The sequence below is a fragment of the Actinocorallia herbida genome (assembly GCF_003751225.1).
GTDB classification, from domain to species: Bacteria; Actinomycetota; Actinomycetes; order Streptosporangiales; family Streptosporangiaceae; genus Actinocorallia; species Actinocorallia herbida.
The window spans coordinates 2,590,998-2,616,489 of sequence record NZ_RJKE01000001.1; the positions used below are offsets into that span (position 1 = coordinate 2,590,998).

24 protein-coding genes are annotated in these 25,492 nt (G+C 72.4%); 14 read left to right on the forward strand and 10 right to left on the reverse strand.

Annotation, left to right across the window (positions count from 1 at the left end; translation table 11 throughout):
• Window positions 1–127 precede the first annotated feature (127 nt).
• Window positions 128–877 carry an SDR family oxidoreductase gene (locus EDD29_RS12115; RefSeq protein ID WP_123664489.1) on the forward strand — a complete coding sequence of 250 codons (750 nt, stop codon included), beginning with the start codon at window positions 128–130 and terminating at the stop codon, window positions 875–877.
• A 63-nt stretch (window positions 878–940) separates the two neighbouring features.
• Here EDD29_RS12115 and EDD29_RS12120 read toward each other — a convergent pair whose 3' ends face one another.
• On the reverse strand, window positions 941–1,573 hold the full coding sequence (locus tag EDD29_RS12120; protein ID WP_211359665.1) for a TetR/AcrR family transcriptional regulator: 633 nt from the start codon (window positions 1,571–1,573) through the stop codon (window positions 941–943).
• Between the two features lie 123 nt (window positions 1,574–1,696).
• Between EDD29_RS12120 and EDD29_RS12125 the strand changes: the two genes are divergently transcribed.
• Window positions 1,697–2,902 carry an aromatic ring-hydroxylating oxygenase subunit alpha gene (locus EDD29_RS12125; protein ID WP_123664490.1) on the forward strand — a complete coding sequence of 402 codons (1,206 nt, stop codon included), beginning with the start codon at window positions 1,697–1,699 and terminating at the stop codon, window positions 2,900–2,902.
• On the opposite strand, the gene EDD29_RS12130 is transcribed toward EDD29_RS12125, so the two are convergent.
• A complete protein-coding gene (locus EDD29_RS12130) occupies window positions 2,883–3,662 on the reverse strand; it encodes a VOC family protein (protein WP_123664491.1) in 780 nt (259 codons plus the stop codon). The two genes, EDD29_RS12125 and EDD29_RS12130, sit on opposite strands and share 20 nt — an antisense overlap.
• A gap of 114 nt (window positions 3,663–3,776) precedes the next feature.
• Window positions 3,777–4,379 (reverse strand): TetR/AcrR family transcriptional regulator, encoded by a 603-nt coding sequence (locus tag EDD29_RS12135; protein ID WP_123664492.1) that lies wholly within the window; start codon window positions 4,377–4,379, stop codon window positions 3,777–3,779.
• Between the two features lie 75 nt (window positions 4,380–4,454).
• Here EDD29_RS12135 and EDD29_RS12140 point away from each other — a divergent pair, with 75 nt between their 5' ends.
• Window positions 4,455–5,270, forward strand: coding sequence for a class I SAM-dependent methyltransferase (locus EDD29_RS12140; RefSeq protein WP_123664493.1), 816 nt, complete (start codon window positions 4,455–4,457; stop codon window positions 5,268–5,270).
• 12 nt (window positions 5,271–5,282) lie between these two features.
• On the opposite strand, the gene EDD29_RS12145 is transcribed toward EDD29_RS12140, so the two are convergent.
• The 4 genes from EDD29_RS12145 to EDD29_RS12160 form a co-directional block, all read right to left on the reverse strand.
• Complete coding sequence (locus EDD29_RS12145; RefSeq protein WP_123664494.1) at window positions 5,283–5,921, reverse strand: LysE family translocator; 639 nt, start codon at window positions 5,919–5,921, stop codon at window positions 5,283–5,285.
• A gap of 172 nt (window positions 5,922–6,093) precedes the next feature.
• Window positions 6,094–7,248: an acyl-CoA dehydrogenase family protein gene (locus tag EDD29_RS12150; RefSeq protein ID WP_123664495.1), complete on the reverse strand. Its 1,155-nt coding sequence runs from the start codon at window positions 7,246–7,248 to the stop codon at window positions 6,094–6,096.
• A 35-nt stretch (window positions 7,249–7,283) separates the two neighbouring features.
• A complete protein-coding gene (locus tag EDD29_RS12155; RefSeq protein WP_123664496.1) occupies window positions 7,284–8,552 on the reverse strand; it encodes an acyl-CoA dehydrogenase family protein in 1,269 nt (422 codons plus the stop codon).
• A complete protein-coding gene (locus EDD29_RS12160) occupies window positions 8,549–9,295 on the reverse strand; it encodes an enoyl-CoA hydratase/isomerase family protein (protein ID WP_123664497.1) in 747 nt (248 codons plus the stop codon). Before EDD29_RS12160 ends, EDD29_RS12155 begins: the two co-directional genes overlap by 4 nt.
• A gap of 85 nt (window positions 9,296–9,380) precedes the next feature.
• On the opposite strand from EDD29_RS12160, the gene EDD29_RS12165 reads away from it, so the two are divergent.
• From EDD29_RS12165 to EDD29_RS12190, 6 genes are all read left to right on the forward strand, one after another.
• On the forward strand, window positions 9,381–10,643 hold the full coding sequence (locus tag EDD29_RS12165) for an FAS1-like dehydratase domain-containing protein (RefSeq protein WP_211359666.1): 1,263 nt from the start codon (window positions 9,381–9,383) through the stop codon (window positions 10,641–10,643).
• Between the two features lie 2 nt (window positions 10,644–10,645).
• A complete protein-coding gene (locus EDD29_RS12170) occupies window positions 10,646–11,785 on the forward strand; it encodes an acyl-CoA dehydrogenase family protein (protein WP_123664498.1) in 1,140 nt (379 codons plus the stop codon).
• Window positions 11,786–11,831: 46 nt separating this feature from the next.
• A complete protein-coding gene (locus EDD29_RS12175; RefSeq protein ID WP_123670436.1) occupies window positions 11,832–13,328 on the forward strand; it encodes a class I adenylate-forming enzyme family protein in 1,497 nt (498 codons plus the stop codon).
• 26 nt (window positions 13,329–13,354) lie between these two features.
• A complete protein-coding gene (locus tag EDD29_RS12180; RefSeq protein WP_123664499.1) occupies window positions 13,355–14,149 on the forward strand; it encodes an enoyl-CoA hydratase/isomerase family protein in 795 nt (264 codons plus the stop codon).
• Between the two features lie 177 nt (window positions 14,150–14,326).
• Window positions 14,327–14,911, forward strand: coding sequence for a TetR/AcrR family transcriptional regulator (locus EDD29_RS12185; protein ID WP_211359668.1), 585 nt, complete (start codon window positions 14,327–14,329; stop codon window positions 14,909–14,911).
• Window positions 14,912–15,022: 111 nt separating this feature from the next.
• Complete coding sequence (locus tag EDD29_RS12190) at window positions 15,023–15,589, forward strand: dihydrofolate reductase family protein (protein WP_123664500.1); 567 nt, start codon at window positions 15,023–15,025, stop codon at window positions 15,587–15,589.
• 37 nt (window positions 15,590–15,626) lie between these two features.
• Here EDD29_RS12190 and EDD29_RS12195 read toward each other — a convergent pair whose 3' ends face one another.
• Window positions 15,627–16,445 carry an enoyl-CoA hydratase-related protein gene (locus EDD29_RS12195; RefSeq protein WP_123664501.1) on the reverse strand — a complete coding sequence of 273 codons (819 nt, stop codon included), beginning with the start codon at window positions 16,443–16,445 and terminating at the stop codon, window positions 15,627–15,629.
• 73 nt (window positions 16,446–16,518) lie between these two features.
• On the opposite strand from EDD29_RS12195, the gene EDD29_RS12200 reads away from it, so the two are divergent.
• Window positions 16,519–17,766 carry a CaiB/BaiF CoA transferase family protein gene (locus EDD29_RS12200; RefSeq protein ID WP_211359669.1) on the forward strand — a complete coding sequence of 416 codons (1,248 nt, stop codon included), beginning with the start codon at window positions 16,519–16,521 and terminating at the stop codon, window positions 17,764–17,766.
• 114 nt (window positions 17,767–17,880) lie between these two features.
• Here EDD29_RS12200 and EDD29_RS12205 read toward each other — a convergent pair whose 3' ends face one another.
• Entirely contained in the window at window positions 17,881–18,696 is an 816-nt protein-coding gene (locus tag EDD29_RS12205; RefSeq protein ID WP_211359670.1) for an SAM-dependent methyltransferase, read from the reverse strand.
• Window positions 18,697–18,758: 62 nt separating this feature from the next.
• Window positions 18,759–20,411 (reverse strand): FadD3 family acyl-CoA ligase, encoded by a 1,653-nt coding sequence (locus tag EDD29_RS12210; protein WP_123664504.1) that lies wholly within the window; start codon window positions 20,409–20,411, stop codon window positions 18,759–18,761.
• A 122-nt stretch (window positions 20,412–20,533) separates the two neighbouring features.
• Between EDD29_RS12210 and EDD29_RS12215 the strand changes: the two genes are divergently transcribed.
• From EDD29_RS12215 to EDD29_RS12230, 4 genes are all read left to right on the forward strand, one after another.
• The gene (locus EDD29_RS12215) at window positions 20,534–21,445 is read left to right on the forward strand and encodes an SDR family NAD(P)-dependent oxidoreductase (protein ID WP_123664505.1); all 912 of its coding nucleotides are present in this window, start codon (window positions 20,534–20,536) and stop codon (window positions 21,443–21,445) included.
• Window positions 21,445–22,710 (forward strand): acyl-CoA dehydrogenase family protein, encoded by a 1,266-nt coding sequence (locus tag EDD29_RS12220; RefSeq protein ID WP_123664506.1) that lies wholly within the window; start codon window positions 21,445–21,447, stop codon window positions 22,708–22,710. Before EDD29_RS12215 ends, EDD29_RS12220 begins: the two co-directional genes overlap by 1 nt.
• Window positions 22,707–23,579 carry an amidohydrolase family protein gene (locus EDD29_RS12225; protein WP_123664507.1) on the forward strand — a complete coding sequence of 291 codons (873 nt, stop codon included), beginning with the start codon at window positions 22,707–22,709 and terminating at the stop codon, window positions 23,577–23,579. Before EDD29_RS12220 ends, EDD29_RS12225 begins: the two co-directional genes overlap by 4 nt.
• An 86-nt stretch (window positions 23,580–23,665) precedes the next feature.
• Window positions 23,666–25,390: a class I adenylate-forming enzyme family protein gene (locus EDD29_RS12230; protein ID WP_123664508.1), complete on the forward strand. Its 1,725-nt coding sequence runs from the start codon at window positions 23,666–23,668 to the stop codon at window positions 25,388–25,390.
• Window positions 25,391–25,492 lie beyond the last annotated feature (102 nt).

Below are 25,492 nucleotides of genomic sequence, written 5' to 3' on the forward strand. Positions count from 1 at the left end.
GATTTTTTAAACTTGATGATGTATATTATTAGCAATTCGTGGGTCTGCCAATGCCCACCGAGCGGCGGCCGCCCCGCGATCGACCCCCACCCCACGCTCCAGTGGTCCCCCGGAGGAGGGCGCGCACATGCGCTTTGCAGACAAGGTCGCGATCGTGACCGGCGCAGGACAGGGCATCGGCGAGGTCTACGCCAAGTCCCTGGCCGAGGAAGGCGCCAAGGTCGTCGTCGCCGACCTCAACGAGGAGCAGGCCCGCCGCGTCGCCAAGGAGATCGAGGCCGCGGGCGGAGCCGCCCTCGCCGTCCGCACCGACGTCTCCGACGCCGAGAGCACCGTCGCGATGGCCGCCGCCACCGAAGCGGCCTTCGGCGGGATCGACTACCTGGTGAACAACGCCGCGATCTACGGCGGCATGCAGATCGAGTCCCTGCTCAAGGTGGACTTCGGCTACTACGAGAAGTTCATGGCGGTGAACATGAACGGCGCCCTGCACTGCACCCGCGCCGTCTACCGCAGCATGCGCAAACGCGGCGGCGGCGCCATCGTCAACCAGTCCTCCACCGCCGCCTGGATGGCCGGCGGCTTCTATTCCATCGCCAAGGCCGCGGTGAACAGCCTGACGGTCAACCTCGCCGCCGAGATGGGCTGGATGAACGTCCGCGTCAACGCCATCGCCCCCGGACCGACGGACACCGCCGCCACCCGCGAGGTGGTCCCCGAAGGCTTCGTCGAGCCCATGGTCCAGGGCTTGGCCATCAAGCGCCTGGGCACCCCCCAGGACCACGTGGGCGCCCTCAAGTTCCTCCTCTCCGACGAGGCCTCCTGGGTCACCGGCCAGATCTTCGCCGTCGACGGCGGCCAGATCGTCCGCATCTGACCCCGGCTCACAGAAGGCCCGCCCCCTCGGGAGCGGGCCTTCTTCATGCCGCCGGGCGGCCCGCTAGGGCATGGGCCCGTTCGCCGCCGACGGGCGGCGGGCGTCGAAGAGGAACCTGTCGAACCAGCGGCGCAGGTAGGCGCGGAACTCCGCGGGAGCGCGCGGCGGGTGGCCGGGGTCGATGACGAAGGACTGAAGGAGGCGGAGCATGAGTTCGACCAGCTCGTCCAGGTCGGTGTCGGTGTAGCCGCGGGCGGCCCAGTCGATGTCGAAGCGGGTGAGGATGGCGCGGCCGAACGTCATCGCGGTGGGCGAGGTGATGGCCTGGGTCAGGGTGCCGGCGTGGCCGGTGGCCAGCAGGATTCCCAGGTAGGGGTCGTGCTGCAACCGGTCGAAGGTGTAGCACATGCCTTCGGCCAGGATCTCGGCGTCCTCGCGCAGCGGGGCGACGTGGTCGGCCAGCCGGTCGAGGAAGCCGCCGACGGCGTGCTGGGCGGTGGCCACGAGGAGTTCCTCGGTGCCGGCGAAGTAGAAGTAGACCGTCTGCCGGGTGACGCCCAGCTCCTTGGCGACGTCGGCGAGCCGTGTCCTGGATCCGTACCGGTCGATGCACCGCATCGCCGCGCCGATGACCCGCTCCCTCGCCTCGGCGTCGTCACGCGGGGGATCGCCCCGCCAGCCGTGCGTTCTCACCATCCCGCCGCGTCCGTCCGCGGCGCAACCGTTTCCATGCCGACCAGGGTGGCACGGTGCCGGTCGCTCCGCGATCTCGGCCGGGGCCCTTGACTAGACGACTTCACATCTATGTATGGTCGTCCCATGACCGTGATCGCCTCACCCCCCGGGCGCACCCCCGCCCCCCTGGACGCGTCACTGACCGAGCGCGCGCTGGACCTCGCCGTCCGCAAGACGACGGAGATGGCGGCCGGCACCCTGGCGGTACCGCTGTCGTACTACCGGGACCCCGCCCTGTACGAGCGCGAGCGCGCGCTGCTCAAGCGCACCCCGCTCGCCATCGGGCAGAGCGCCCGGCTCGCCGAGCCGCACGCGTACTTCGTCCGCACCGTCCTGGGCAGCTCCCTGCTCGTCACCCGGGACGCCGACGGCCGGGCCCACGTCTTCCTCAACTACTGCCGCCACCGCGGCGCCCGGCCCGCGGAAGGCGAGGGCGTGTCCCGCCGGTTCACCTGCCCCTACCACGCCTGGTCGTACGACACACAGGGCTGCCTGGCCTCCCTGCCCGGCCGCGAAGGGTTCCCCGACCTCGACAAGAGCCGCTACGGTCTCGTCGAACTGCCTTCCGAGGAGCGCCACGGATTCGTCTGGGCGGTGCTGACCGCGGACGCGCCCCTGGACCTCGACGCGCACCTCGGCCCCCTGGACGCCGAACTCGCCCAGTGGGGTTACGAGGACTACGGCTATCTGACGGCCCGGGAGTTCACCTCGGGCGTCAGCTGGAAGGGCGCGCTGGAGGCGTTCGCCGAGGGCTACCACTTCCCCTTCGTGCACGGCAAAAGCGTCATCGGCCAGAACACCCTGCCGAACACCTCGGTCCACGACGTGTTCGGCCGCCACCACCGGATGGGCTTCCCCTTCACGTGGATCACCGCCCTCACCGACGACCCGGACGCGGACCGGGGCCCCAGCGCCAACATGGGCGTCATCTACTGGGTTTATCCGAACCTCATCCTCGCCAACAGCATGATCGGTGTGGAGATCATCGACCTGCTGCCGCACGACGGCCCGACGACCTGCACGGTGCGGCACGGCTGGATGGGCGTGACCCCCGCCCGGGACGACGCGACCTCCGCCCTGTACCGGGACGTGTACGAACAGGTTCACGCCGCCGTCCGCGACGAGGACTTCCTGATGCTCCCCAGCTGCGGCGACGGCGTCCGCAACGGACAGCACCACCACATGCTCATCGGCCGCAACGAGATCGGCGTCCAGCACATGATCCGCACCATGGCCGCCGCCCTCGACGTCGACCTCGACGCCGAGGCGGCTACATCGGGGTGGGATTGATCAGGGCGAAGGGGGCGCCTTGGGGGTCGGTGACGACGGTCATGCGGCCGGCGATCATGTCGAAGGGCGGGGCCAGGACCGTGCCGCCGTGTTCGAGAAGGGTGTCGACGGAGGCGTCGACGTCGTCGACGGCGAAGTAGGTGAGCCAGTGGGAGGGGGTGCCGGGCGGGTCGGCGGCGAGGTGGGTGGCGCCGCCGACGCACTGGTCGCCGACGCGTAGTTCGCAGTAGGGTTCGGCGCCTTCCATGGGCTTGATCCGCAGGTCGAAGGCCTCGGCGTAGAAGGCGGTGGCACCCGGGATGTCGTCGGTGTGCAGTTCGTTCCAGACGAGGGCGCCCGCCTCGTTGACGACCTGGGCGCCGGCGAAGTCGCGGGCTTCCCAGACACCGAAGACCGCGCCCTGCGGGTCGGCGGCGACCAGCATCCGGCCGAGCGAGCCCACGTCCATCACGGGGGCGATGAGGAGGCCGCCCGCGGCGACGATCGCGTCCTGGGTGGCCTGGGCGTCGGTGCTGGAAAGGTAGTTCGTCCAGACGGTCGGCGGTTCCGACGCCCCCTCCGGGGCCATCGTCGGGGCGATGCCCGCCACCGCCCTGCCGTTCAGCTCGCAGACCGTGTACCCGCCGAACTCGGCGGGGCCGATCTCGCCCTGCCAGCCGAGCAGTTCGCGGTAGAAGTCCAGCGCGGCCTGCTGGTCCTTCGCCATCAGATCCACCCAGCACGGCGTGCCGGTCGCGTACGGCTCGGTGACTTCGGACATGCGTCGCTCCCCCGGTTGACGTCTCCCTTGCCTTCACCACCCTTCCCCCGGCCGTCCGGGTCCACCATCCGACACGCCCACGGGACCCGGGCCCTTCGTGAACGCGGCGCGGGCTCACACGGAGGACGGGTCCGGGGCGGCGTTGGCGAGGACCCCGGCCGTGACCCGCTGGAGAACGGCGGGCTCGGGCGGGGCGGCCTGGCGGTCGGCGAACAGGAGGTGGGCGGCGCCCAGCAGGGTGGGGGCGAGGACTTCGAGGTCGGCGTCGGGGGTGAGGCGGCCCAGGTCGCGTTCGGCGGCGAGGTAGGCGGTGAGGGCCACCGCGATCTCGGCGAGGAGGGGGACGCCGGTCGGCCATCGCCGGCGCAGGCGGGCGCGCAGCGCGTCCCGGGAGGTGATGAGCGCGACGATGGCCACGGCCACCGGGCTCAGGAGGTCGGGGAGCGCCCGGGTGAGGTTGCCGGTGAGGGTGCCCGTCCCGGCGGCATCGCGCAGCGCGTCGCCGCGGGCCCGGGCGCGGGCGGCCCGGTCCAGGACGAGGTCGGCGAGGAAGGCGTCGAAGTCGGTGAAGTGCCGGTGCAGGACGCCCTTGGCGCAGTCGGCCTCCGTGGTGACGGCACGGCTGGTCAGCGCGCTGGGCCCGTCCCGGAGCAGGACGCGCTCCGCGGCGTCGAACAGCTGCTCCCGCACGTCCCGGATGGCCACGCCTGTCGGCACAGTCCGTCACTCCCTCACTCGTCCGGCTAACCCCGGACAGTGTATGAGTGGGCATCTGCCCATTAGAGTGGGCGCATGCCCACTTCTTCCTCGGAACGCCCTTCCACCGCGCCCCACGAGGCCCGTCGGATCGCCGAGTCGTTCGGCTCGGACGCCGCGCGCTACGACCGGGCCCGGCCCCCCTACCCCGAAGCCCTGATGCGGCGGATCGCCGAGACCGCCCCCGGACCCGACGTCCTCGACGTCGGCTGCGGCACCGGCATCGCGGCCCGGCAGCTCCAGGTGGCCGGCTGCCGGGTCCTGGGCGTCGAGCCCGACGCGCGGATGGCCGACTTCGCCCGGGACCGCGGGACGGCGGTCGAGGCCGCGACGTTCGAGGACTGGGCGCCCGCCGGGCGCACCTTCGACGCCGTCGTCGCCGCGACCGCCTGGCACTGGGTGGACCCGGTCGCGGGCTCGGCCAAAGCGGCCCGGATCCTCCGTCCCGGGGGCCTGTTCGCGGCGTTCTGGCACGTCTTCCGGCTCCCGCCCGACCTCGCGGACTCCTTCGTCGGGGCCTACCGGCGCGCCGTCCCCGACTCGCCCATCGACCCCAGGGCCGCGACGTCCACCGCCGACGCCTACGAGACGATCTTCGCCAAGGTCGCCGACGGACTCGGCACGGCCGGCGGATTCGGCGCCCCGCAGAAGTGGCCCTTCGCCTGGGAGCGCGCCTACACCCGTGCCGAGTGGCTCGACCAGCTGTCCACCACGGGGGCCCTCACCGCCCTGCGCCCGGACCAGCGGGCCGAGGTGCTGCGCGCCGTCGGCGCGGCGATCGACGCGGACGGCGGCTCCTTCGTCATGCCCTACACCACGGTCGCCGTCACCGCGATCCGCACCGCCTCCTGATCCGGCCGGGGGTCAGTCCTTCCGGCCGGTGGCGGCGATGGTGAGGCCCAGGCCGATCATCGTGGCGCCGCCGATGCCGCCGACGAGGGACAGACGCTCCGGGGAGCGGGTGAACCAGGTGCGGGCGGTGGAGGCGGCGAGGCCCCAGACGCCGTCCGAGGCGACCGCGATGAGGTTGAAGACCAGGCCGAGGACGAGGATCTGCACGGGCACTCCGCCGCGGGCCGGGTCGACGAACTGGGGGAGGACCGCGGCGAAGAACACGATGGTCTTCGGGTTCGAGACACCGACGGTGAAGCCCTCCCAGAACGTCCTGAGGGTGCCCCGGGCCGCGCCGCCGTCGGCGACCAGCGTGTGCAGCGCCCGGCGCTCCCGCCAGGCCCGGACGCCGAGGTACACCAGGTACGCGGCGCCCGCCAGCTTGAGCGTCGTGAAGACGACCACGGAGCGTTCCACGATGGACCCGACGCCGAAGGCCACCGCCACGACCAGCACGTAGGCCCCGAGCGTGTTCCCCAGCACCGTGGTCAGCGCGGCCCGCCGCCCGTGCGCCAGCGCCCGCCCGATCACGAACAGCACGCTCGGCCCCGGGACGACGATCAGCAGGAACGACATGACGGCGAAGGCGAGAAGCCGGTCGGGAGGCACCATGCGCCCATGCAACCACGCGCGCCCCCGAAGGCGACAGCGGTTATTTCCAGGCCGGGACCCGCCCCGCCGGCCCTCGGTCCCGTCCACCGCCGCGTCTGGCGGGCGCCGGGCGTGCTGGACGAGCGGGCCTGACCGTGCGCCCCGGGGGAGGGACGTCCCCGGGGCGCACCGTTCAGCGCGCCGCGGTGAGGGCCTGCTTGGCGATGACGACCTGCTGGACCTGGCTGGTGCCCTCGTAGATGCGGAAGAGCCGGGCGTCCCGGTAGAAGCGCTCGACGGGGACGCCGCGCATGTACCCCGCGCCGCCGTGGACCTGGACGGCCCGGTCGGCGACGCGGCCCACCGCCTCGCTGGCGAAGTACTTCGCGCAGGAAGGGCCCATGCGGGTGTCGGTGCCGGCGTCGAAGGCGCGGGACGCCTCCAGCAGCAGGGAGCGGGAGGCGTAGACGTCGGTCTGGGAGTCGGCGATGAGGCCCTGGATGAGCTGGAACCCGGCGATGGGCTTGCCGGACTGCTTCCTGGACAGGGCGTACGTGACGGTCTCGTCCAGGAGGCGCTGGGCCATGCCGGTGCAGAGGGCGGCGATGTGCAGGCGGCCGTGGGCCAGGCAGCGCATGGCCGTGAGGTAACCCTGGCCCTTGCCCGAGGGGCCGCCGATGAGGGCTTCGGCGGGGACGGGCACGTCGTCCAGGAAGACCTCGGCGGTCCAGGCGCCGTGCTGGCCCATCTTCTTGTCGCGCGGCCCGACGGTCAGGCCGGGGGCGTCGCGCGGGACGAGGAAGACCGAGATGTCCCGGGACGCCTTCTCCTGCTCGCCGTGCCGGGCGAAGACCATGAAGACGTCCGCGACGGGCGCGTTGGTGATGTAGCGCTTCGCGCCGTTCAGGATCCAGCCGCCGTTCCCGTCGGGCCGGGCCGCGGTCTTCAGGCCCGACGGGTCGGAGCCCGCGTCGTCCTCGGTGAGGGCGAACGAGGCGGTCCACTCGCCCGAGGCGAGCTTCGGAAGGTGGGCCTTCTTCTGCGCGTCGGTGCCGCCCTCCATGAGGACGTGCCCGGCGATCCCGTTGTTCGTTCCGAACAGCGAGCGGAAGGCGGGCGTCGTATAGCCCAGCTCCATGACGAGCAGGGCCTCCTGCGCCATGGTCAGGCCCAGGCCGCCGTGCTCCTCGGGCAGGGCGAACCCGTACAGGCCCATCTCGGCCGCCGCCGCGCGCAGTTCCGGCGGCATCTCGTCGGTCTCGTCGATCTCGGTCTCGCGCGGCACGACCCGCTCGCGCACGAGCGCCCGTACCGCCGCCACGATCTCCGCGACGTCCGCGTCCTGCATGGTCTCCTCCGGGAAGGTAGTGGGTGGGGGCGGCGTCAGCCGCGCGGGACCTCACGCCAGGGCAGGCCCTCGTACGGGTCGGGTTCCTTCGGCAGCCCGAGCACCCGTTCGGCGAGGATGTTCTTGTTGACCTCGCTGGTGCCGCCCTCGATGGTGTTGGCGCGGCTGCGCAGCAGGCCGCGGATCTCGGCCGGGATGCCGTCGGCGTAGTCGTCGCCGCCCTCCCAGGCCGCTCCGGCGAGGCCGAGCATCCGGGCCGCGGCCTCCTGGACGCGCTGGTTCAGCTCCGAGCCGTGCACCTTGCCGATCGAGCTCTCCGGGCCGGGCGGCAGGCCCGCCTTGAGCCCGGCGCGCACCCGGACATTGGTCCACGCCCGGATCTGCTCCTCGCCCCACAGCTTGACGAGCCGGTGTCGCGTCTCGTGGTCGTCCCAGCCGTAGGGGAGTCCCTGCTCGGACCGCTCGATGGCGAGGCCGATCAGACGACGGGTGCCGGAGCCGCCGATGCGGTCGACGCCGCCGGACCCGGATCCGGAGACCATCTGGCGCTCCCCGCTCAGCGTCGCCCGGGCGACCTTCCAGCCTTCGTTGACGGGTCCGATGCGCTGGTCGTCGGGTACGTGGGCGCCGTCGAGGTAGACCTCGTTGAAGTCGACTTCGCCGCCGATGTGCTTGAGCGGGCGGACGTCGACGCCGGGTTGGTCGAGTTTGATGAGGAAGTAGGTGATGCCCTGGCGTTTGGGGGCGTCGGGGTCGGTGCGGGCGAGCAGGACGCCGTAGTCGGCGAGGTGGGCCCAGGTCGTCCAGACCTTCTGGCCGGTGATGCGCCAGCCGTCGCCGTCGCGCTCGGCCCGGGTGGCCAGGGAGGCGAGGTCGCTGCCCGCGCCGGGCTCGCTGAACAGCTGGCACCACACCTCGGCGTTGGCGACGATCGGTGGCAGGTATCGCAGCCGCTGCTCGTGCGTGCCGTGCGCGAAGAGCGCGGCGGCCGTGAGGTTGAGGCCGAGGGGGTTGAGGCGGGGCAGGTGGTAGGGCGCGAGGAGGCGTTCCGCGGTCTGCGCGAGGCGGCGGTCCCAGCCGAGCCCGCCGTACTCGACCGGCCACTGCGGGACGACCAGGCCGGTCGCGGCGAAGGCCGGATACCAGGCGCGGTACTCGTCGGGTGTCCTGACTTTGCGCACCTCCTGGGGGCCGCCGCGCTCGCCGGCCTCGCGCCAGGTCGCGGGGACCTCCGCGGCGATCCAGGCGCGGACGGCGGTCCGCACGTCCTCCTCGTCGGCGCAGTCGCGCAGCGCGTCACTCATCGCGGGATTCCTCTCGCCTCGCTCAGTCCGGTCTCTTTGGCGCGCCACAGGGCGCGTTTCACCGCGGCGAGCACCTCGGGCGGGTGCTCGGCGACGCGTTCGGCGAGCGCCTGCGCGGTGGGCCGCAGGTCGTCGGGCTCGACGACCTCGCTGACCCAGCCGAGCCGCAGCGCCTCGGCCGCGCCGATCCGCTCGTGCGCGCCGGTCAGCGCCATCCGGGCGACCGGCGCGAAGCTCGCGCGCCGGGCCAGCCCGATCGTCTCGAACGCGCTGACCTGGCCGACGCTGACGTGCGGGTCGAGGAAGGTCGCGGACGCCGAGGCGATGACGATGTCGGAGTCGGCCACGAAGTGGAGGCCGCCGCCGGCGCACACCCCGTTGACCGCCGTCACGACGGGTTTGGCGACGCCGCAGTGCCAGCCGGTGAGCCGCAGGTCGGCCCGTCTGGTGCGGCGTGACATGTCGCGGAGCGCGCCGGGGTCCTTGGCGAGCTGCGCGACGTCGAGGCCGGTCTGGAAGGCCCTGCCGTTGCCCGTCACGCAGATGACGCGGACGTCGGGGTCGGCGTCGAGTTCGGCCCAGACCTCGGGGAGGCGGGCCATCATCGCGGCGTCCATGGCGTTGCCCCGGTCGGGCCGGTCGAAGACGAGCCAGCCGACCGGGCCGTCACGGGCCACCCGGAGCCCGGCGTCCGGAGTGCCGGGCCCACCCGTGGGGAACGGCAGCGCTGGAGTATTCTTCATATTTGATACATTTATCACACCGGTGCTAGCGTCGTAAGTGTTCACTGAGGCCGCCCCCGTGCGGCCGGTGCGAAGGGGACGGTCGGTGGCTTCTGGCAAGCTGGATTCTGGCAAGATCACTGATGCGGGCGTCGCCTTGTTGCGGTCCCGGATCGGCGTCCCGCAGCTGTACCCCGCGCCGCCGCACTACCGGCGGCCCGGCGAGGACGCGTTCCGGCACGTCGCCCGCTCCTACGGCGACGACAATCCGCTCTACGGCGATCCCGCCTACGCCGAGGCGACCCGGTGGAAGGCCGCGATAGCGCCTCCGGCCCTGGTCGGGGGCGACAGCCTCATCGGTGAGGACGCGCTGACCGAGGCGGAGATCGCCCGGCAGGACGAGCTCAAGGGCGATCCGCTGCGCGGCGTGCACGCCTTCTACGCGGCCAGCGAGCGCGAGTGGTGGGCACCCCTGACGGCCGGTCAGCGGGTCCGCCGGCGGACCGCGCTCGTCGGGGTGAAGGACCGGCCGAGCGAGTTCGGCGGGCGCGGCGTCCAGGAATGGACGGCCCAGGCGTTCCAGACGGAATCGGGCACCTTGCTCGGCGCGCAGTACCGGATGATGTACCGGACCGAGCGCGAGAAGGCCAGAGAACGTAAAAAGTATGCAGAAGTGGCGGTAGAGCCCTGGACCGAGGAGGGCATCGCCGAGCTCGACGCCCAGTACGCGGCGGAGGAGCCGCGCGGCGCCGAGCCCCGCTACTGGGAGGACGTCGAGGTCGGCGACAAGGTCGGCCCGCTGGTCAAGGGCCCGCTGACGGTCACGGACATGGTCTGCTGGCATGTCGGGATGGGCATGGGCATGTACGACGTGGCCCCGCTGCGCCTGGCCTACCGGAACCGGAAGCGGATCCCGCGCTTCTACCACCGCGATGAGCTGGGCGTCCCCGACGCGATGCAGCGGGTGCACTGGGACCCCGCCTACGCCCGCAAGTCCGGAAATCCCACGACGTTCGACTACGGGCGGATGCGCGAGACCTGGATCATCCACGCCTGCACCGACTGGATGGGCGACGACGCCTGGCTGTGGCGGATGCGGGTGGAGTTCCGCAAGTTCAACTACGTGGGCGACGTCCAGTGGGTCGAGGGCGAGGTCGTCGGCAAACACCTCGCCGAAGGCGGCCGCCCCGCCGTCGACCTCGAACTCCGCACCCGGAACCAGCGGGGCGAGATCACCTCCCCGGCGTCGGCGACGATCCTGCTGCCGAGCCGCGAGCACGGGCCCGTCCGCCTGCCGGAGCCGCCCGGCGCGGCCACCGACCTCGAGTCGGCGTTCGCCGCCGTCATCGACCGATTCGAGCGGGAGTGACGATGAGCGAGAACGATCTGCGGCTGCTGCGCGAGTCCCTGCGGGACGCGTTCGCCGACCTGGCGCCGTCCGAGGCGGTGCGCGCCCACATGGACTCAGCACGCGGCTGGAGCCCCGAGGAGTGGCGGCGGCTCTGCCGTGAGCTGGGCCTCGCCGGGTTCCTCGTGCCCGAGGAGTCCGGCGGCGGCGGCTTCTCGGCCGTCGAGGCCGGCATCGTGTTCGAGGAGGCGGGACGCGCACTGTTGTGCGCGCCGCTCTTCGCCGTCGCGGGGCTGACCGTTCCTTTGCTGCTCGCCTTGGACGACGCGGAAGCGGCCAAGAGGTATCTGCCCGGACTGTGCGCAGGGACCTTCGTCGCCACGGTCGCGACGGCCGACGCGGTAGGCCGCCCGCTGCCTGACGGGGACGTGCCCGAGGCCGTCATCAGCGCGGACGGGCCCGTGCTCACCGGGACCGTGGGGTTCGTCGTGGACGGGGCGTCGGCCGACGTCGTGCTCGTCCCCGCGCGGACCGGCGACGGGATCGGGATCTTCGCCGTCGAGACCCGGGCCCCAAGCGTCACCGTGATCCCGCTGACCAGCCTCGACCTCACCAGGAAGCAGGCCGGGCTGGAGTTCGCCGAGGCCCCCGCCGTCCGGGTGGGGGAGGGCGACGCGGCCGAGGCGTTCGCGCTCGCGCTCGACGTCGCGCGGGCGCTGCTGGCCGCCGAGCAGGCGGGCGGCGCGGCCCGCTGCCTGGAGGAGACGGTCGCCTACGGCAAGACGCGTGTCCAGTTCGGCAGGCCGATCGGCTCGTTCCAGGCGTTCAAGCAGAAGTGCGCCGACCTGCTGATCAAGACCGAGTCGGCGAAGTCGGCGGCGGAGGCGGCCGCGCAGGCCGCGGCCCTGGCCCTGGACGGCGACGCGTTCGTCCGGCTGCCCGGCCTCCCGAACCTGCCCATCGTCTCGGCCGTCGCCGCCTCCTACTGCGCGGAGGCCTACGTGGCCGTCACCGCCGAGATGATCCAGCTGCACGGCGGCATCGGCTTCACCTGGGAGCACGACGCGCACCTGTACTACAAGCGCGCCTGGACCGGCCGCGAGCTGCTGGGCCGCCCCGAGGAGCACACCGAGCGCCTCGCCCGCCTCCTGGCCGCCCCGTGACCACGCACCCCCCACCCCCGCAACGCGAAAGGCAGGTCCGGTGACCATGACCTCGGGCGGTCTCACCGACTTCCTCATCGGCCATCCCGCCGCGCGCGACACCCCCGTCCTCTACGGCGTGGACGTCGAGCGCACCCTTGGCGAGCTGACGGCGTCGGCCCGCATCCTCGCCGGACGCCTCGGACCCGTCACCGGCCAGCCCGTCGTCTGCGTCGTCGACGACGGGGTCCGCGCCGTCACCGCGATGTTCGCGACCTGGCTCGCGGGGGGCGTCTACGTGCCCGTCAACGGGCGGCTGACCGCGCGGGAGGTCGCCGCGCACGTCGCCGCGTCACGCCCCGCCGTGGTCGTCGCCGGACCGGACACGCGGGTCCCCGAGGGGTACGACGTGCTGCGCGAGGACGAGCCCGACGTGTGGACGTGCGCGTGCGCCCCGGACCGGGACGAACCCGCTTCGTACGGACCGGAAGCCGCGATCGTCATCCGGACCTCGGGCACGACGGGCGAGTCCAAGCCCGTCGTCCTCGGCCACGACGGCGTCCGCGACGGCATCGACACCGTCCTGGGCAAGCTGCGCGGCGGCCGGAGCGCGGGCCGGGCGCCGATGCCCAACCTCATCCCCAGCTCGCAGGCGCTGTGGGCGGGCGCCTGGAACCTGTTGTTCGCGTTCCGCGCGGGCGCCCCCGCGATCCTGATGGACCGCTTCGATCCCGTCGCCTACGCGGGGCTGGTCCGCCGCTTCCAGATCCGCTCGACGATCCTGGCCCCGGCGATGATGGCGATGCTCCTCGAACACGAGGACGTCGCCGACCTCGCCCCGCTCAAGCTCGTCAGGTCCGTCACCGCGCCGCTCGCGCCCGACCAGGCCCGCAGGTTCCGGGACAGATACGGCGTGGACGTCCTCAACTCCTACGGCCAGACCGAGCTCGGCAGCGAGGTCGCCGGGTGGACCGCCGCGGACGTCCGGGAGTTCGGCGCGGCCAAGCTCGGCGCGGTCGGCCGGGCGCACCCCGGGATCGACATCCGCATCGCCGGCGACGACGGCGCCGCCCTGGCGCCGGACGCCTCGGGCGAGATCTGGATCCGGTCGCCGTTCGCGACCGGGGACGCAGCGGGCCGCGTCGACGCCGAAGGCTATCTCCGCACGGGCGACCTCGGCAGGCTCGACGCCGACGGGTTCCTGTGGATCGAGGGCCGGGTGTCCGACATGGTCAACCGCGGCGGCCTCAAGATCGTCCCGCAGGAGGTCGAGGAGGTCCTGCGCGGCCACCCCGACGTCGCCGACGCGTGCGTCGCGGGCGTCCCGGACGAGCGCCTCGGCGAGGTGCCCGTCGCGTGGGTGCGGCCCAAGGCCGGCCGGACCCTTGACGAGGCCGATCTCGCCGCCTGCTCACGGCGGGAACTCGCCGGGTACAAGGTGCCCGTCGCGTTCCGCGTCGTGGCCGACTTCCCCCGCACCGAGATCGGCAAGGTGCTCCGCCGCGACCTCGTCGCGGACTTCGTCCGGACGGCCGCCGAGCCGTCGGACGCGCAGGTCCCCTGACCCACGGCAACGAGAACGGAACGCCCTTGAGTTACCAGACCCTTCAGGTGGAGCGGCGCGGCCGCGTCGGGTGGCTGATCTTCAACCGGCCCGACGTGCGCAACGCCATGAACAACGCGATGCGGGACGAACTACGCGAGGCCTGGACGGAGCTCGCCGCCGACCCGGAGGTGCGCGTCATCGTCAACGCGGCCAACGGCAAGGCCTTCCAGACCGGTGCCGACGTCCGCGAACTGGCCACCGACGGCCAGGGCATGGAACGCTACCGGGCCTCGGTCGAGGCCTGGGACCTCGGCTTCACGAGCTGGCACCTCGGCATCGACAAGCCCGTCATCGCCGCGGTGAACGGCATCTGCGCGGGCGGCGGCCTGCACTTCGTGGCCGACGCCGACATCGTCCTCGCCGCCTCCGACGCCCAGTTCACCGACCCGCACGTCTCGGTCGGCCAGACCAGCGCCATCGAGACGATCGCCCTCATGCGCAAGATGCCCGCCGAAGCCGTCCTGCGGATGGCCCTCGTCGGCCGCTACGAGCGGATGAGCGCGCAGCGCGCCCTGGACCTCGGCATGATCAGCGAGATCGTCGACCCGCCGGACCGCCTCCACGAGGCGGCCCAGGACCTCGCCGAGAAGATCGCCCGCAACTCCCCGGCCGCGCTGGCCGCCACCAAACGCGCCCTCTGGGGCGCCCTCGAATCCGGCCTCACCGACGCCTGCCGGGCGGGCGCCGCCGAACTGACCGGCCTCTGGGGCCACCCCGACCAGACCGAAGGCCCCGCCGCCTTCGCCGCAAAGCGCGAACCCGACTGGAAGACCCTCTGAGAAACGTGCCGGGCCGGGACACCCGCGCGGGCGACCCCGGCCCGGCCGCCCCTTCCCGGCCTCCGGACCGGGACCACCGGCCGCGTTCCCGGCGTGGAGCGGGGACGGGCGGTTCGGTGAGGCGAGCGTTCGGTTTTATGGATCGGTGCGTCTCGTAATGGCGTTTACAGTGGGGGTGTGATCGGAGGGACGCCCGCTCGGCGGGGGCGCAGACGCAGTGAGGAATCCCGCCTGGCCATTCTCACCGCCGCCTACGAACTCGTGCTGGAGGTCGGCTATGGGGCGCTGACCGTCGAGGGCATCGCCGCGCGGGCCGGGTGCGGGAAGCAGACGGTGTACCGGTGGTGGCCGCGCAAGGCCGACGTGCTGATGGAGGCGCTGGCCGTCAAGGCCGACCTGCGGATCTCCACCGGCGACCACGGCTCCTACCGGGCCGACCTGCACGCCTTCCTCCGCGGCGCGGTCGCGCTCTCCCGTGCCGAAGGGGTCGCGCCGGTCCTGCGTGCGCTCATGGCCGAGGCGCAGATCGACCCGGAGTTCGGCGCCCGGTTCCGCGCCGGGTTCCTCGACCGTCGCCGGGCCGCCTTGGCCGTCCTGCTCGACCGGGCCCGCGAGCGCGGCGACCTGCCGGCGAGGCCCGCACCCGAACTCGTCGCGGACCTCGTCTTCGGCCTGGTCTGGTACCGGCTCCTGGCCACCGACCGGCCCCTCGCCGCCCCCGACGCCGACACCCTCATCACGCTGCTGACGGAGCACCCGTGACCGCGCCGCCGTCCGGTGCGGCGGGGGATCCGCGGAAATCCCGCGAGCCGCGACGGGCCGTGCGGCGTCCCGCGGTCGTACTGTCGAACCCATGACCGGGGAGGGGTTCCGATGCGCAGCGTGATCTATTCGATGGGCGTCTCGCTGGACGGCTACATCGTCGGGCCGGACGGCGAGTTCGGCTGGACGAAGCCGGACGAGGAGATCTTCGACTTCGTCACCGGCGAGATCCAGGAGATCGGCGTTCACCTGCTGGGCCGACGGCTGTACGAGACGATGCTGTTCTGGGAGACCGCAGACCAGGATCCGTCACTCGAGGACTCCATGCTCGAGTGGGCCGCGATCTGGAAGCGGCTCCCCAAGGTGGTGTTCTCCACCACGCTGCCGGCGGTGCAGGGCGGCAACACCCGGCTGGCCTCCAGCGGCCTGGCGGAGGAGATCGGGCGGTTGCGGGCCGAGCCGGGAGAGGGCGACATCGCGATCGGCGGCGCGACCCTCGCCGCCGAGGCGGCCGCCCTGGATCTGATCGACGAGTACCGGACCAGGGTCCACCCGGTGCTCATCGGCGGCGGCATCCCGTACTTCCCCCGGCAGGAGCGCCGGGCGGATCTCGAACTCGTCGAGAACCGCGCCTTCGGCTCAGGAGTCCTCTACCTCCGCTACCGCGTGGTGCGCTAGGCCCGTCGCGGGGGCCCGCGGGCTTCGGGCACCCGGCCTACCGGCCGGTGAAGTCGGGAGAGCGGCGCTGGGCGAAGGCGGCCATGCCTTCGCGGAAGTCGGGGCTGCGTGAGCTGAGTTCCATGGCGTAGGCCTCGTCGGCGAGGTGGCGGCGGAGGTCGTGGTCGGGGGCGGCGGCCAGGAGCGACTTGGTGAGGCCCAGGGCGACGGTGGGGCCGGCGGCCAGGCGGGCGGCGAGGTCGTCGGCGGTCTCGGCGACCTTGTCGGCGGGGACGGCGGTGTGCGCGATGCCCCAGGCCGCGGCTTCGGCGCCGGACAGCCTGCGGTCGAGCATGAGGAGTTCGCGGGCGCGGGCGGGGCCGACGACGCGGGGGAGCAGCCAGGTGCTGCCGGAGTCGGGGGTGAAGCCGCGGCGGAGGAACGGGTACCAGAAGACGGCGTCCTCGGCCGTCACGGTGAAGTCGGCGGCGAGGGCGAGCTGGGCGCCGATGCCGACGGCCCAGCCGCGGACGGCGCAGACCACCGGGAGCTGGAGTTCCAGAAGCAGCGGGATCAGGCGGTTCGCCTGGTTCGGGAGGCGGCGCTGGATGCTGCCGGTGCGGGGCTTGGGGGCATCGGCGGCACGGCGGTTGCGGCCGACGATGTCGAAGCCGCCGCAGAAGTCGCCGCCCGCGCCGGTGAGCAGGACGGCGCGCAGGTCCTCGTCGGTGGCGGCGAGTTCAAGCGCGCTGATGAGGCCCGCCATGGACACGTCGTCGAGGACGTTGCGGCGCTCGGGCCGGTCGAGGGTGAGCCGCAGGAGGCCGTTCTCGACGGCGACGGCGAGTCCGTCGACCGAGGGGTACCTGTCGGACATGGGGCCTCCAAAACCACACCGGGGGAGCAAGTTGTAGTTTTAATATAATAAACAATCTATGGAGGGAGCTGACGTGGTGGAGGCGACTCAGGGCGGCGGACTGCTGTCCGGGCTGCGTGTGGTCGAGTGCTCGATGCTCGGCCCTGGCGCGGTGTCCACCCCGCTGGCCGATCTCGGCGCGGACGTGATCAAGGTGGAGCCGCCGTCGGGCGACTACATCCGGGCGATGAGCTGGCCGATCGTCGAGGGGCGGTCGCTGCTGCACCTGCACATCAGCCGGGGCAAGCGCAGCATCGTGCTCGACCTGCGCACCGAGGACGGCAAGGCGGTGTTCCTCGACCTCGTGAAGGACGCCGACGTCGTCGTCGAGGCGATGCGGCCCGGCGGCCTCGACCGCCGCGGCCTCGGCTACGCGGCCCTGCGGGAGATCAACCCGAAGGTCGTCATGTTCACCATCTCCGGCTACGGCATGACCGGCCCCTACCGCGACCTGCCCTCCCACGGCATCGCCTACGACGCCTGGGCCGGCACCGTCACCCCCGTGCCCGGCCCCGACGGCCTCCCGACGATCCCGGACCACACCTCCATCGGCATCACCGCAGGGCCCCTGTTCGGCACCGCCGCGATCCTCGCGGCCGTCATCAGGGCCCGCGAGAGCGGTGAGGGCTGCCACCTGGAGGTCGCCCAGTCCGACGCCGCCGCGGCGTTCGACTGGCTGCGCAGCGAAGGCCACCGCGCGTACGAGAGGCCCGCCGACGAGGTCACAGGCAACCCGTCCGACGGCTTCGAAAGGCGTCCGCCCGGTACGGCCGGCATGGAGGAGGGCGTCCGGTACCAGTTCTACGCCTCCAAAGACGGCCACGTGCTCTTCATGGCGTCCGAGCAGAAGTTCTGGCGCAACTTCTGCGCCGCCGTAGGCCGCGACGACCTCTACGAGGCGAACCCCGGCTCGAAGCTCGCCGACCACGCTCGCGGGAACCTGCCCCTGCGCCACGAACTCGCCGCCATCTTCGCCGAACGGACGACCGCCGAGTGGATCGAGCTCGGCCTGTCCGCCGACGTCCCCATCGGCCCGGCCAACACCCCGGCGTCGATCGCGCACGACCCCCAGTTCGCCGACCGCATGCCGTGGCAGCCCGCCGCCCGGCTCGTCGCCGACCAGCTGCCCTTCCCCGTCCGCGTCGTCGGTGAGGCCCCGCCCGCCGCCGCCCTCCCCGCCCCCGAGCCCGGCGAGCACACCGAGGAGATCCTCCGCGACGTCCTCGGCTACGACGCGGCCCGGCTGACCGCCCTCCGCGCCTCCGGGGCCCTGGGCTCCTAGACGACCGGGCGGCGCCTCGCACGCGCCCAAGGCGCCGCCCGGTCCCGAACGCCGAAGGCCGCCCCTCCCAGCGTGGGGGCGGCCTTCGGTCTTCGCGGGGTCGGGCACGCGGGGTCAGGGGACGCGGGCGACCACACCGTGCATGCAGATGTCCTCGGGCCTGGCGCGCTCGTGCTCCGGGACGTTCGGGCGCCAGCGGGAGAGCGCGCTCACGCCGGGCTCGATCAGGTCGAGACCGGCGCACAGGTCGCCGAGGTCGGCGGCCGAACGCAGCCGGAACGGGATGCCGGCCCGCCGGTTGAGCGCCTCGCGCTCGGCGACGTCGACACCGGGCTCGTCGTCGGTCGTGGCGTGGCTGAGGGCGATGTAGCTGCCCGGGGGGAGCGCCTCGCGGAGGAACTTGAAGAGGCGGTGCACCTCCGCGTCGTCGTCGAAGAAGTGCAGGACGGCGAGCAGCATCAGCGCGACAGGCCGCTCGAGGTCGATGGTCCGCAGCAGCTCGGGCATCGCGAGGATCCGCGCGGGGTCGTGGAGGTCGGCCTGGAGGTAGGCGGTCCTCCCCTCGGGAGTGCTGCGCAGCAGCGCCCTTGCGTGGGTGAGGACGATCGGGTCGTTGTCGACGTAGACGACGCGGCTGTCGGGCGCGATGTCCTGGGCGAGCTCGTGGACGTTGCCCGCCGACGGAAGCCCCGAGCCGATGTCGAGGAACTGGCGGATGCCCGCCTCGGCCGTCAGGAAGCGCACGACGCGGTGCAGGAACCTGCGGTTCTCGATGGCCGAGAGCCGGATCGTGGGGAACACCCCCGCGAGCATGTTCGCGGACTCGCGGTCCACCGCGAAGTTGTCCTTGCCGCCGAGCCAGTAGTCGTAGCGCCGTGCCGGGTGGGCGCGCGAGGTGTCGATCCCCGCCGGCACTTCCTCAAAGTCCACGAACGTCATTCTTCACCATGCGCACGACACTTCGGCTTCGAGATCGCGGGAGATTCCCGGGCTCAGGTCCGGGAGAGGCGGTCGCGGAGGACGTTCTTGAGCACCTTGCCCGCGGCGTTGACGGGGAGCTCACCGACGATGTGGACCTGGCGGGGGACCTTGTAGTTGGCGAGGTTGGCGCGGGCGAACTCGAGTACCTCCTCGGGGTCGAGAAGGGTGTCGCGCCGGGGGACGACGAAGGCGGCGCCGACTTCGCCCATCCGGAGGTCGGGGACGCCCACGACGGCGCTCTGGGCGACCTTGTCGAAGGAGTCGAGGACCTTCTCGATCTCGGCGGGGTAGGCGTTGAAGCCGCCGACGATGAACATGTCCTTGATCCGGTCGGTGATGCGGACCCGGCCGTCGGCGTCGATGACGCCGATGTCGCCGGTGTGCAGCCGGCCGTCGGCGTCGACGGTCGCGGCGGTCTCGGACTCCTCCCCGAAGTAGCCCTTCATCACCGTGTAGCCGCGGACGAGGATCTCGCCCTCCGTGCCGGAAGGGACGGGCTTGCCCTCGCCGTCCACGACGCTGACCTCGAGGCCGGGCAGCGGACGGCCCGCGGTGGCCGCGATGGTCTCCAGGGGGTCGTCGTAGCGGCACATGGAGACGATCGCGCACGACTCGGTGAGGCCGTAGCCGGTGACGATGTGGGAGAAGCCGAGTTCGTCGCGGATCCGGTAGAGCAGCGCGGGCGGCACGTTCGCGGCCCCCGTGACGGCCAGGCGGAGGTGCGCGACGCCGTCGGCCGAGAAGTCCGGGTGCTCCAGCATCGTCTGGTAGAGCGTGGGGGTGCCGGGAAGGACCGTGATGCGCTCCTCGCGGGCGACCCGGAGCACCTCGGGGACGTCGAGGGTCTTGGCGGGCAGGACCGTCGCGCCGACGATGAGGGAGGCGAGCCAGCCGGCCTTGTAGCCGAAGCCGTGGAAGAAGGGGTTGACCACGAGGTAGCGGTCGCCTTCGCGCAGCCCGACGACGGCCGCCCACACCGCGTATGCGCGCAGCGTCTGGCCGTGTGTGCACATCGCGCCCTTCGGGTTCCCCGTCGTGCCCGAAGTGAAGAGCATGTCCGACAGGTCGTCCGGGTCGATCCCCAGCGCGCGCGCTTCGACCTCCGCGACGGGCACGGAAGCGCCCGCGCTGAGGAAGTCCGCCCAGGTCGTCAGGGGGGCGCGGGCCGCGGAGCCGTCGAGGAGCACGACCTTCTCCAGGCCGGGCAGGTCGGCGTACGGGCGGCCGCCCGCCGGGCCGCCCGCGGCGGCCGCCAGGGACGCGGGGTAGTCGCGGCCCAGGAACTCGCCGACCACGCACAGGAGGCGGGCCCGGCTCTTGCGCAGGATGAAGGCGGCCTCCGTGCCCTGGAAGCGCGTGTTCAGCGGGACGAGCACGCCGCCCGCGCGCTGGAGGCCGAGCGCGGCGACGATCCAGCGCGCGGTGTTCGGCGCCCAGACCGCGACCCGGTCGCCCTTGCCGACCCCGGCGGCGAGGAACCCGCGGGCCGCCTCGGTGACCGCGGCGTCGAGTCCGGCGAAGGTGAGCCGGACGTCGCCGTCGACGATCGCCTCGGCCGTGCCCAGGCGCGCGGCGGCGTCGGCCAGCAGCGCGCTGGTCGTGCCCCAGCGCAGGTCGGCCCGCGGGTCGGTGAATCCGTCGTGGGTCGTGGTCGGTTCCGGCACCGGGGGCCTCCGCAAAAAGGGTGGGGCGAGGGGCAGACAGCAATCAGTATCTTCAATAACATATACATTCTGCACCGTCGAGGGCGCTGCCCCCGTCGTCCGCTCATGTCTGGAGGCAGACCGTGTCCCGCTTGCTGGAGAACAAGATCGCCATCGTGACCGGCGCCGCCCACGGCATCGGCCGCGGCCACGCGCTGGAGCTGGCGAAGCACGGCGCCACGGTGGTCGTCGCCGACCTCGGCACCAGTGTGCGCGGCGAGGGCGCGGGACGCGACGCCGACGACGTCGTGGAGCTCATCACCAAGCGCGGCGGCGCCGCCATCGCCGACTTCGCCGACATCGCCGACGAGGCCCAGGCGACCGCGCTGGTCGACCGGACCGTCGCGGAGTTCGGCCGCCTGGACATCCTGGTGAACAACGCGGGCATCGCGCGCGACAAGGTCATCTGGAACATGGGCGTCGACGACTTCGACGCGGTCATGCGCGTCCACGTGCGCGGCACCTGGCTGATGACGCACCTGGCCGCCAAGCGGTGGCGGGCCCGCGCCCAGGCGGGTGAGACCTTCACCGGACGGGTCATCAACACCACGTCCGGCGCGGGCCTCGTCGGCAACTTCGGCCAGTCGAACTACGCGACGGCCAAGGCCGCGATCGTCGGCCTGACCCTCACGACGAGCCTGGAGCTCGCCAAGTTCGGCGTGACGGTCAACGCGGTCGGCCCCGGCGGCCTGACCCGGCTGACCGCCACGATGGGCAAGGACCTGAAGGCGTTCGAGCCCGACGACCTGGCCGAGGACGAGTACCACCCGATGGACCCGGCGGGCTCGTCCCCACTGGTGGCGTGGCTGGCCAGCGACCAGGCCCAGCACGTCAGCGGGCAGGTGATCCGCGCGATCCACGACAAGATCCACCTCATGGAGGGCTGGCGCGAATCCGCCACCATCTCCGCGAACGAGAAGAAGTGGGATGCCACCCGCCTGGGCGACCGGATCGCCACCGACCTCTTCCACACCCGCGCCCCCGGCCTGCGCTGATGGACGCGACCGACACGCCGGAACTCGCCGCGTTCCGGGCCGAGGCCCGCACCTGGCTCGCCGAGAACGCGCCGGAGCACGCCGGAACCGTCAAGCACCGGCTGCACTTCGAGCACGCCGACACCGCCCGGGAGTACGAGGAGGCGGAGCTCGCCAGCGTCCGCGCGGCGAAGGCCTGGCAGGCCAGGCTGCACGCGGGCGGGTGGGCGGGGGTGAGCTGGCCCGCCGCGTTCGGAGGCCGCGGCGGGACCCCCGGCCAGGAGGCCGTGTTCGCGGAGGAATCCGACCGCGCGGACGTCTCGGTGGGCCCGTTGCTGATCGGTCTGAAGATGGTCGGCCCGACCCTGATGCGACACGGCACCACGGCCCAGTGCGCCGCGCATCTCGGCCCGCTGCTGAGCGGGCAGAGCGTCTGGTGCCAGCTCTACAGCGAGCCCGAGGCGGGCTCCGACCTGGCCGCGCTGCGCACCCGGGCCGTCCTGGACGAGGCCGCGGGGGAGTGGGTCGTCACCGGCCAGAAGGTCTGGACGTCGAGCGCGCAGGTCGCCGACTGGGCGATCCTGCTGGCCCGCACCGACGTCGACGTGCCCAAGCACCAGGGCATCACCTACTTCCTGGTCGACATGCGCTCGCCCGGCATCGAGGTCAGGCCACTGCGGCAGATGAACGGCTCGTACCACTTCAACGAGGTGTTCCTCGACGCCGTCCGGATCCCCGCCGACCAGGTCGTCGGCGAGGTGAACGGCGGCTGGAAGGTCGTGCACACGACGCTGGCCGCCGAGCGCGCGATGATCGGCGGTGGCGGCGGCGAGAAGGCGCGCGCCCTGCTCGCCCTGGCGGTCTCCCGGGGCCGCGACGGCGACCCGCTCGTCCGGCAGCGCATCGCCGAGGTGTTCACGCTCGACGAGATCCTGCGGTTCCTCGGCCTGAAGATGCGCGCCGCCATAGCGCGCGGCGTCCAGCCCGGCCCCGAGGGCTCGATCATGAAGCTCCTCGTCGCGCGCCGCGCCCACGAGGCCGCGGCGGCCGCGCTCGCGATCGAGGGCGAGGCCGCGCTCCTGGCCGGGGCGGACGCCCCCGACGACGGCGCCTGGCAGCAGCAGCTGCTGAGCGCGCAGGGCCTGCGGATCGGCGGCGGCACCGACTTCATCCAGCTCAACGCGATCGCCGAACGCATCCTCGGCCTGCCCCGGCGCAGGCAGCCCGACAAGGACACCCCGTTCCGCGAGCTCACCGCGCGCGGCCGCAAGGAGGACCGACCATGAGCGTGCTCGACGGGCAGCCCATCATCGACACGATGATCGGGTTCCCCATGCGGGACCCGAAGGCCACCTACGCGTTCATCACGAACAAGACCAAGGACGCCGAGTCCAGCGCGCTCAAGATGCCCGCGGGGTACCTGTTCAAGGACGCCCCCGGCGAGCCGGATCCGGACGCGCCGCTGCCCGATCCCGTCGCCGTCACCCTCGCCCAGATGGACGCGCACGGGATCGCGGTCGGGCTCGTCGGGGTGAAGGGCGAGGACGGGAGGCGGGCCGTCCAGGAGTTCCCCGACAGGTTCGCGGGCTCCTTGTCGGTCGATCCGAACAAGGGCGTCGACACGCTGCGGGAGATCACCGCGGCCCACCGCGACCTCGGCATCAAGGCCGTCGACGTCTTCCCGGCCGGCCTCACCCCGCAGGTCGCCATCAACGACAAGAAGATGTACCCGGTCTACGCCAAATGCGTGGAACTCGGACTGCCGATCTTCGTCTGCGCGGGCATCCCCGGACCGCGGGTCCCGTTCGAGCCGCAGAAGGTCGAGTACCTCGACGAGGTCATGTACGACTTTCCGGAACTGGTCCTCGTCACCCGGCACGGCTGCGAGCCCTGGACGGACCTCGCCGTCAAGCTCATGCTGCGCTGGCCGAACCTCTACTACTCCACCAGCGCGTTCGCGCCCAGGTACTACCCCCGCGACATCGTCGACTACGCCAACTCGCGCGGCGCCGACAAGATCATCTATGGCGGCTACCACCCGATGGGGCTGAGCCTGGAGCGCATCATGCGCGAGCTGCCCACCGTCCCGTTCAAGGACGAGGTGTGGCCGAAGTTCCTGCACGGCAACGCCCGGCGCGTCCTCGGGCTCGACTGACCCCACCGCGACTCCGGAGACCCTGCCGGTTTCCCCTCCGTTCCGCCCTTGCCCGTTTCCCTCCACCCACCCCTCTGGAGGCATCCGTGACCGAAACCCAGTCCGCGCCCGTCACCCTCCGGTGGCGCGGCGACCGCCGTCTCGACCAGGGCATGCGCGACCTGCTGTGCGGCCCCGGCGGCGCCTTCGAACGCCGGATCGAGGACGTGCTCGGCGCGCCAGCCGAGGTGTTCGTCCAACGCGTGGGCAGCATCCCGGCGATGCTGGAGGCCGCCGTCGCGCGCGAGCCCGACACCACCTACCTCCTGCTGGACGGCCCGGAGCCGGAGACGCTGAGCTTCGCGCAGACCGAAAGGCTCGCCCGCGCCTACGCCGAGGTCCTGGCGGCCCGGTACGGGATCGGGTCCGGCGACCGCGTCGCCGTCGCCGCCGCCAACGGCCGCGAGCATCTGCTCCTGCTGTGGGCGACGCTCTCGCTCGGCGCGATCGCGGTCGGCCTGAACGGCTGGTGGGCGCCCGCGGAACTCGACCACGGCCTCCGGCTGACCGAGCCGAAGGCGGCGTTCGGCCTGGGCCGCCCGCTGGAGCGCCTGCGCGCGAGTGAGACGGTCTCCTCCGGCGCGCTCACCGCGGACTCCCTCGACGACCTGCACGCCGCGGCCGTCGCGCTCGGCGAGCCGATCCGGGCGCTCACCGGGACCCCGATCGGCGAGGACGACCCGGCGCTCATCATGTTCACCAGTGGGACGACGAACCGGCCGAAGGGCGTCACCCTCTCGCACCGCAACGTCGTCCATTTCGGCATGTTCGGCGGCATCGGCGGCGCCGTCGCCGCGCTCACCGGCACCGGGCTCCGCCAGGTCCCGCCGGACCTCCAGCGCACCTCGATCCTCGCGAACCCGCTGTTCCACGTGTCCGGCGCGTGCGTCGCCCTCTCGAACGCGACGCTCTACGGACTGCGGCTCGTCATTCTCGACCGCGGCAAATGGGACGCCGAGCGGGCGCTGGAGATCACCGACAGGTACCGCCTCACCCAGTGGACGGGCGTGCCCACCCACTTCTGGCGGATGCTCAACCACCCGGACTTCGAGAAGTACAGCACCGACCAGGTGACCGTCATCGGGAGCGGCGGGGCCACCTTCGCGCCCGAGCTCCTGCGGCTCTTCGCCAGGAAGATGCCCGGCCTCCAGATCACCAACGGCTACGGCATGACCGAGACGACCGGCTCCGGCACGTTCCTCAACGGGCTGGAGATGGACGGGCATCCGGCTTCGGTCGGCGCGGCCGCCCCGACCGTCGAGGTCCAGGTCCGCGACGAGTCCGGCAACGTACTGCCCGAGGGCGAGGTCGGCGAGATCCACGTCCGCAGCGCCTCGGTGTTCCTCGGCTACTGGAACGACCCCGACGCCACCGCCAAGGCCCTCACCCCCGACCGCTGGTACCGCTCCGGTGACTACGGCCGCGTCGTCGAAGGCGTCCTCTACCTCGAAAGCCGCATGCGCGACCTCATCCTGCGCGGCGGTGAGAACGTCTACCCCATCGAGATCGAGTACCGCCTCGTCGAGCACCCCGGCATCGCCGACGCCGCGGTCATCGGCGTCCCCCACGAATCCCTGGGCCAGGAGGTCAAGGCCTTCGTCGTCGCCGAACCCGGCACCTCCCTCACCCCCGATGAGGTCCGCACCTGGGTCGCCGACGGGCTGGCCGCCTTCAAGGTCCCCGCACAAGTCGAGTTCCTCGACGCCCTCCCCTACAACGAGACCGGCAAAGTCCTCAAACGCCTCCTAGAGGACCGCCCCACCTCGGCCTGACCGGCCTCGCGCCGTCCCTTCCCGTTGAAGGGGCGGCCTCGGTCGCGTCCCCTGCCTTCGCACCGACAGGCCGGGTCCCGCACCCATGCGCACGGCTGCGGG

Coding starts and splice junctions, on each gene's coding strand:
- EDD29_RS12125 (WP_123664490.1), top strand. CDS start 1,697: ATGACCGTGATCGCCTCACCCCCCGGGCGCACCCCCGCCCCCCTGGAC.
- EDD29_RS12160 (WP_123664497.1), bottom strand. CDS start 9,295: ATGAAGAATACTCCAGCGCTGCCGTTCCCCACGGGTGGGCCCGGCACT.
- EDD29_RS12150 (WP_123664495.1), bottom strand. CDS start 7,248: ATGCAGGACGCGGACGTCGCGGAGATCGTGGCGGCGGTACGGGCGCTC.
- EDD29_RS12145 (WP_123664494.1), bottom strand. CDS start 5,921: ATGGTGCCTCCCGACCGGCTTCTCGCCTTCGCCGTCATGTCGTTCCTG.
- EDD29_RS12170 (WP_123664498.1), top strand. CDS start 10,646: ATGAGCGAGAACGATCTGCGGCTGCTGCGCGAGTCCCTGCGGGACGCG.
- EDD29_RS12115 (WP_123664489.1), top strand. CDS start 128: ATGCGCTTTGCAGACAAGGTCGCGATCGTGACCGGCGCAGGACAGGGC.
- EDD29_RS12155 (WP_123664496.1), bottom strand. CDS start 8,552: ATGAGTGACGCGCTGCGCGACTGCGCCGACGAGGAGGACGTGCGGACC.
- EDD29_RS12195 (WP_123664501.1), bottom strand. CDS start 16,445: ATGTCCGACAGGTACCCCTCGGTCGACGGACTCGCCGTCGCCGTCGAG.
- EDD29_RS12190 (WP_123664500.1), top strand. CDS start 15,023: ATGCGCAGCGTGATCTATTCGATGGGCGTCTCGCTGGACGGCTACATC.
- EDD29_RS12120 (WP_211359665.1), bottom strand. CDS start 1,573: ATGGTGAGAACGCACGGCTGGCGGGGCGATCCCCCGCGTGACGACGCC.
- EDD29_RS12175 (WP_123670436.1), top strand. CDS start 11,832: ATGACCTCGGGCGGTCTCACCGACTTCCTCATCGGCCATCCCGCCGCG.
- EDD29_RS12130 (WP_123664491.1), bottom strand. CDS start 3,662: ATGTCCGAAGTCACCGAGCCGTACGCGACCGGCACGCCGTGCTGGGTG.
- EDD29_RS12140 (WP_123664493.1), top strand. CDS start 4,455: ATGCCCACTTCTTCCTCGGAACGCCCTTCCACCGCGCCCCACGAGGCC.
- EDD29_RS12225 (WP_123664507.1), top strand. CDS start 22,707: ATGAGCGTGCTCGACGGGCAGCCCATCATCGACACGATGATCGGGTTC.
- EDD29_RS12220 (WP_123664506.1), top strand. CDS start 21,445: ATGGACGCGACCGACACGCCGGAACTCGCCGCGTTCCGGGCCGAGGCC.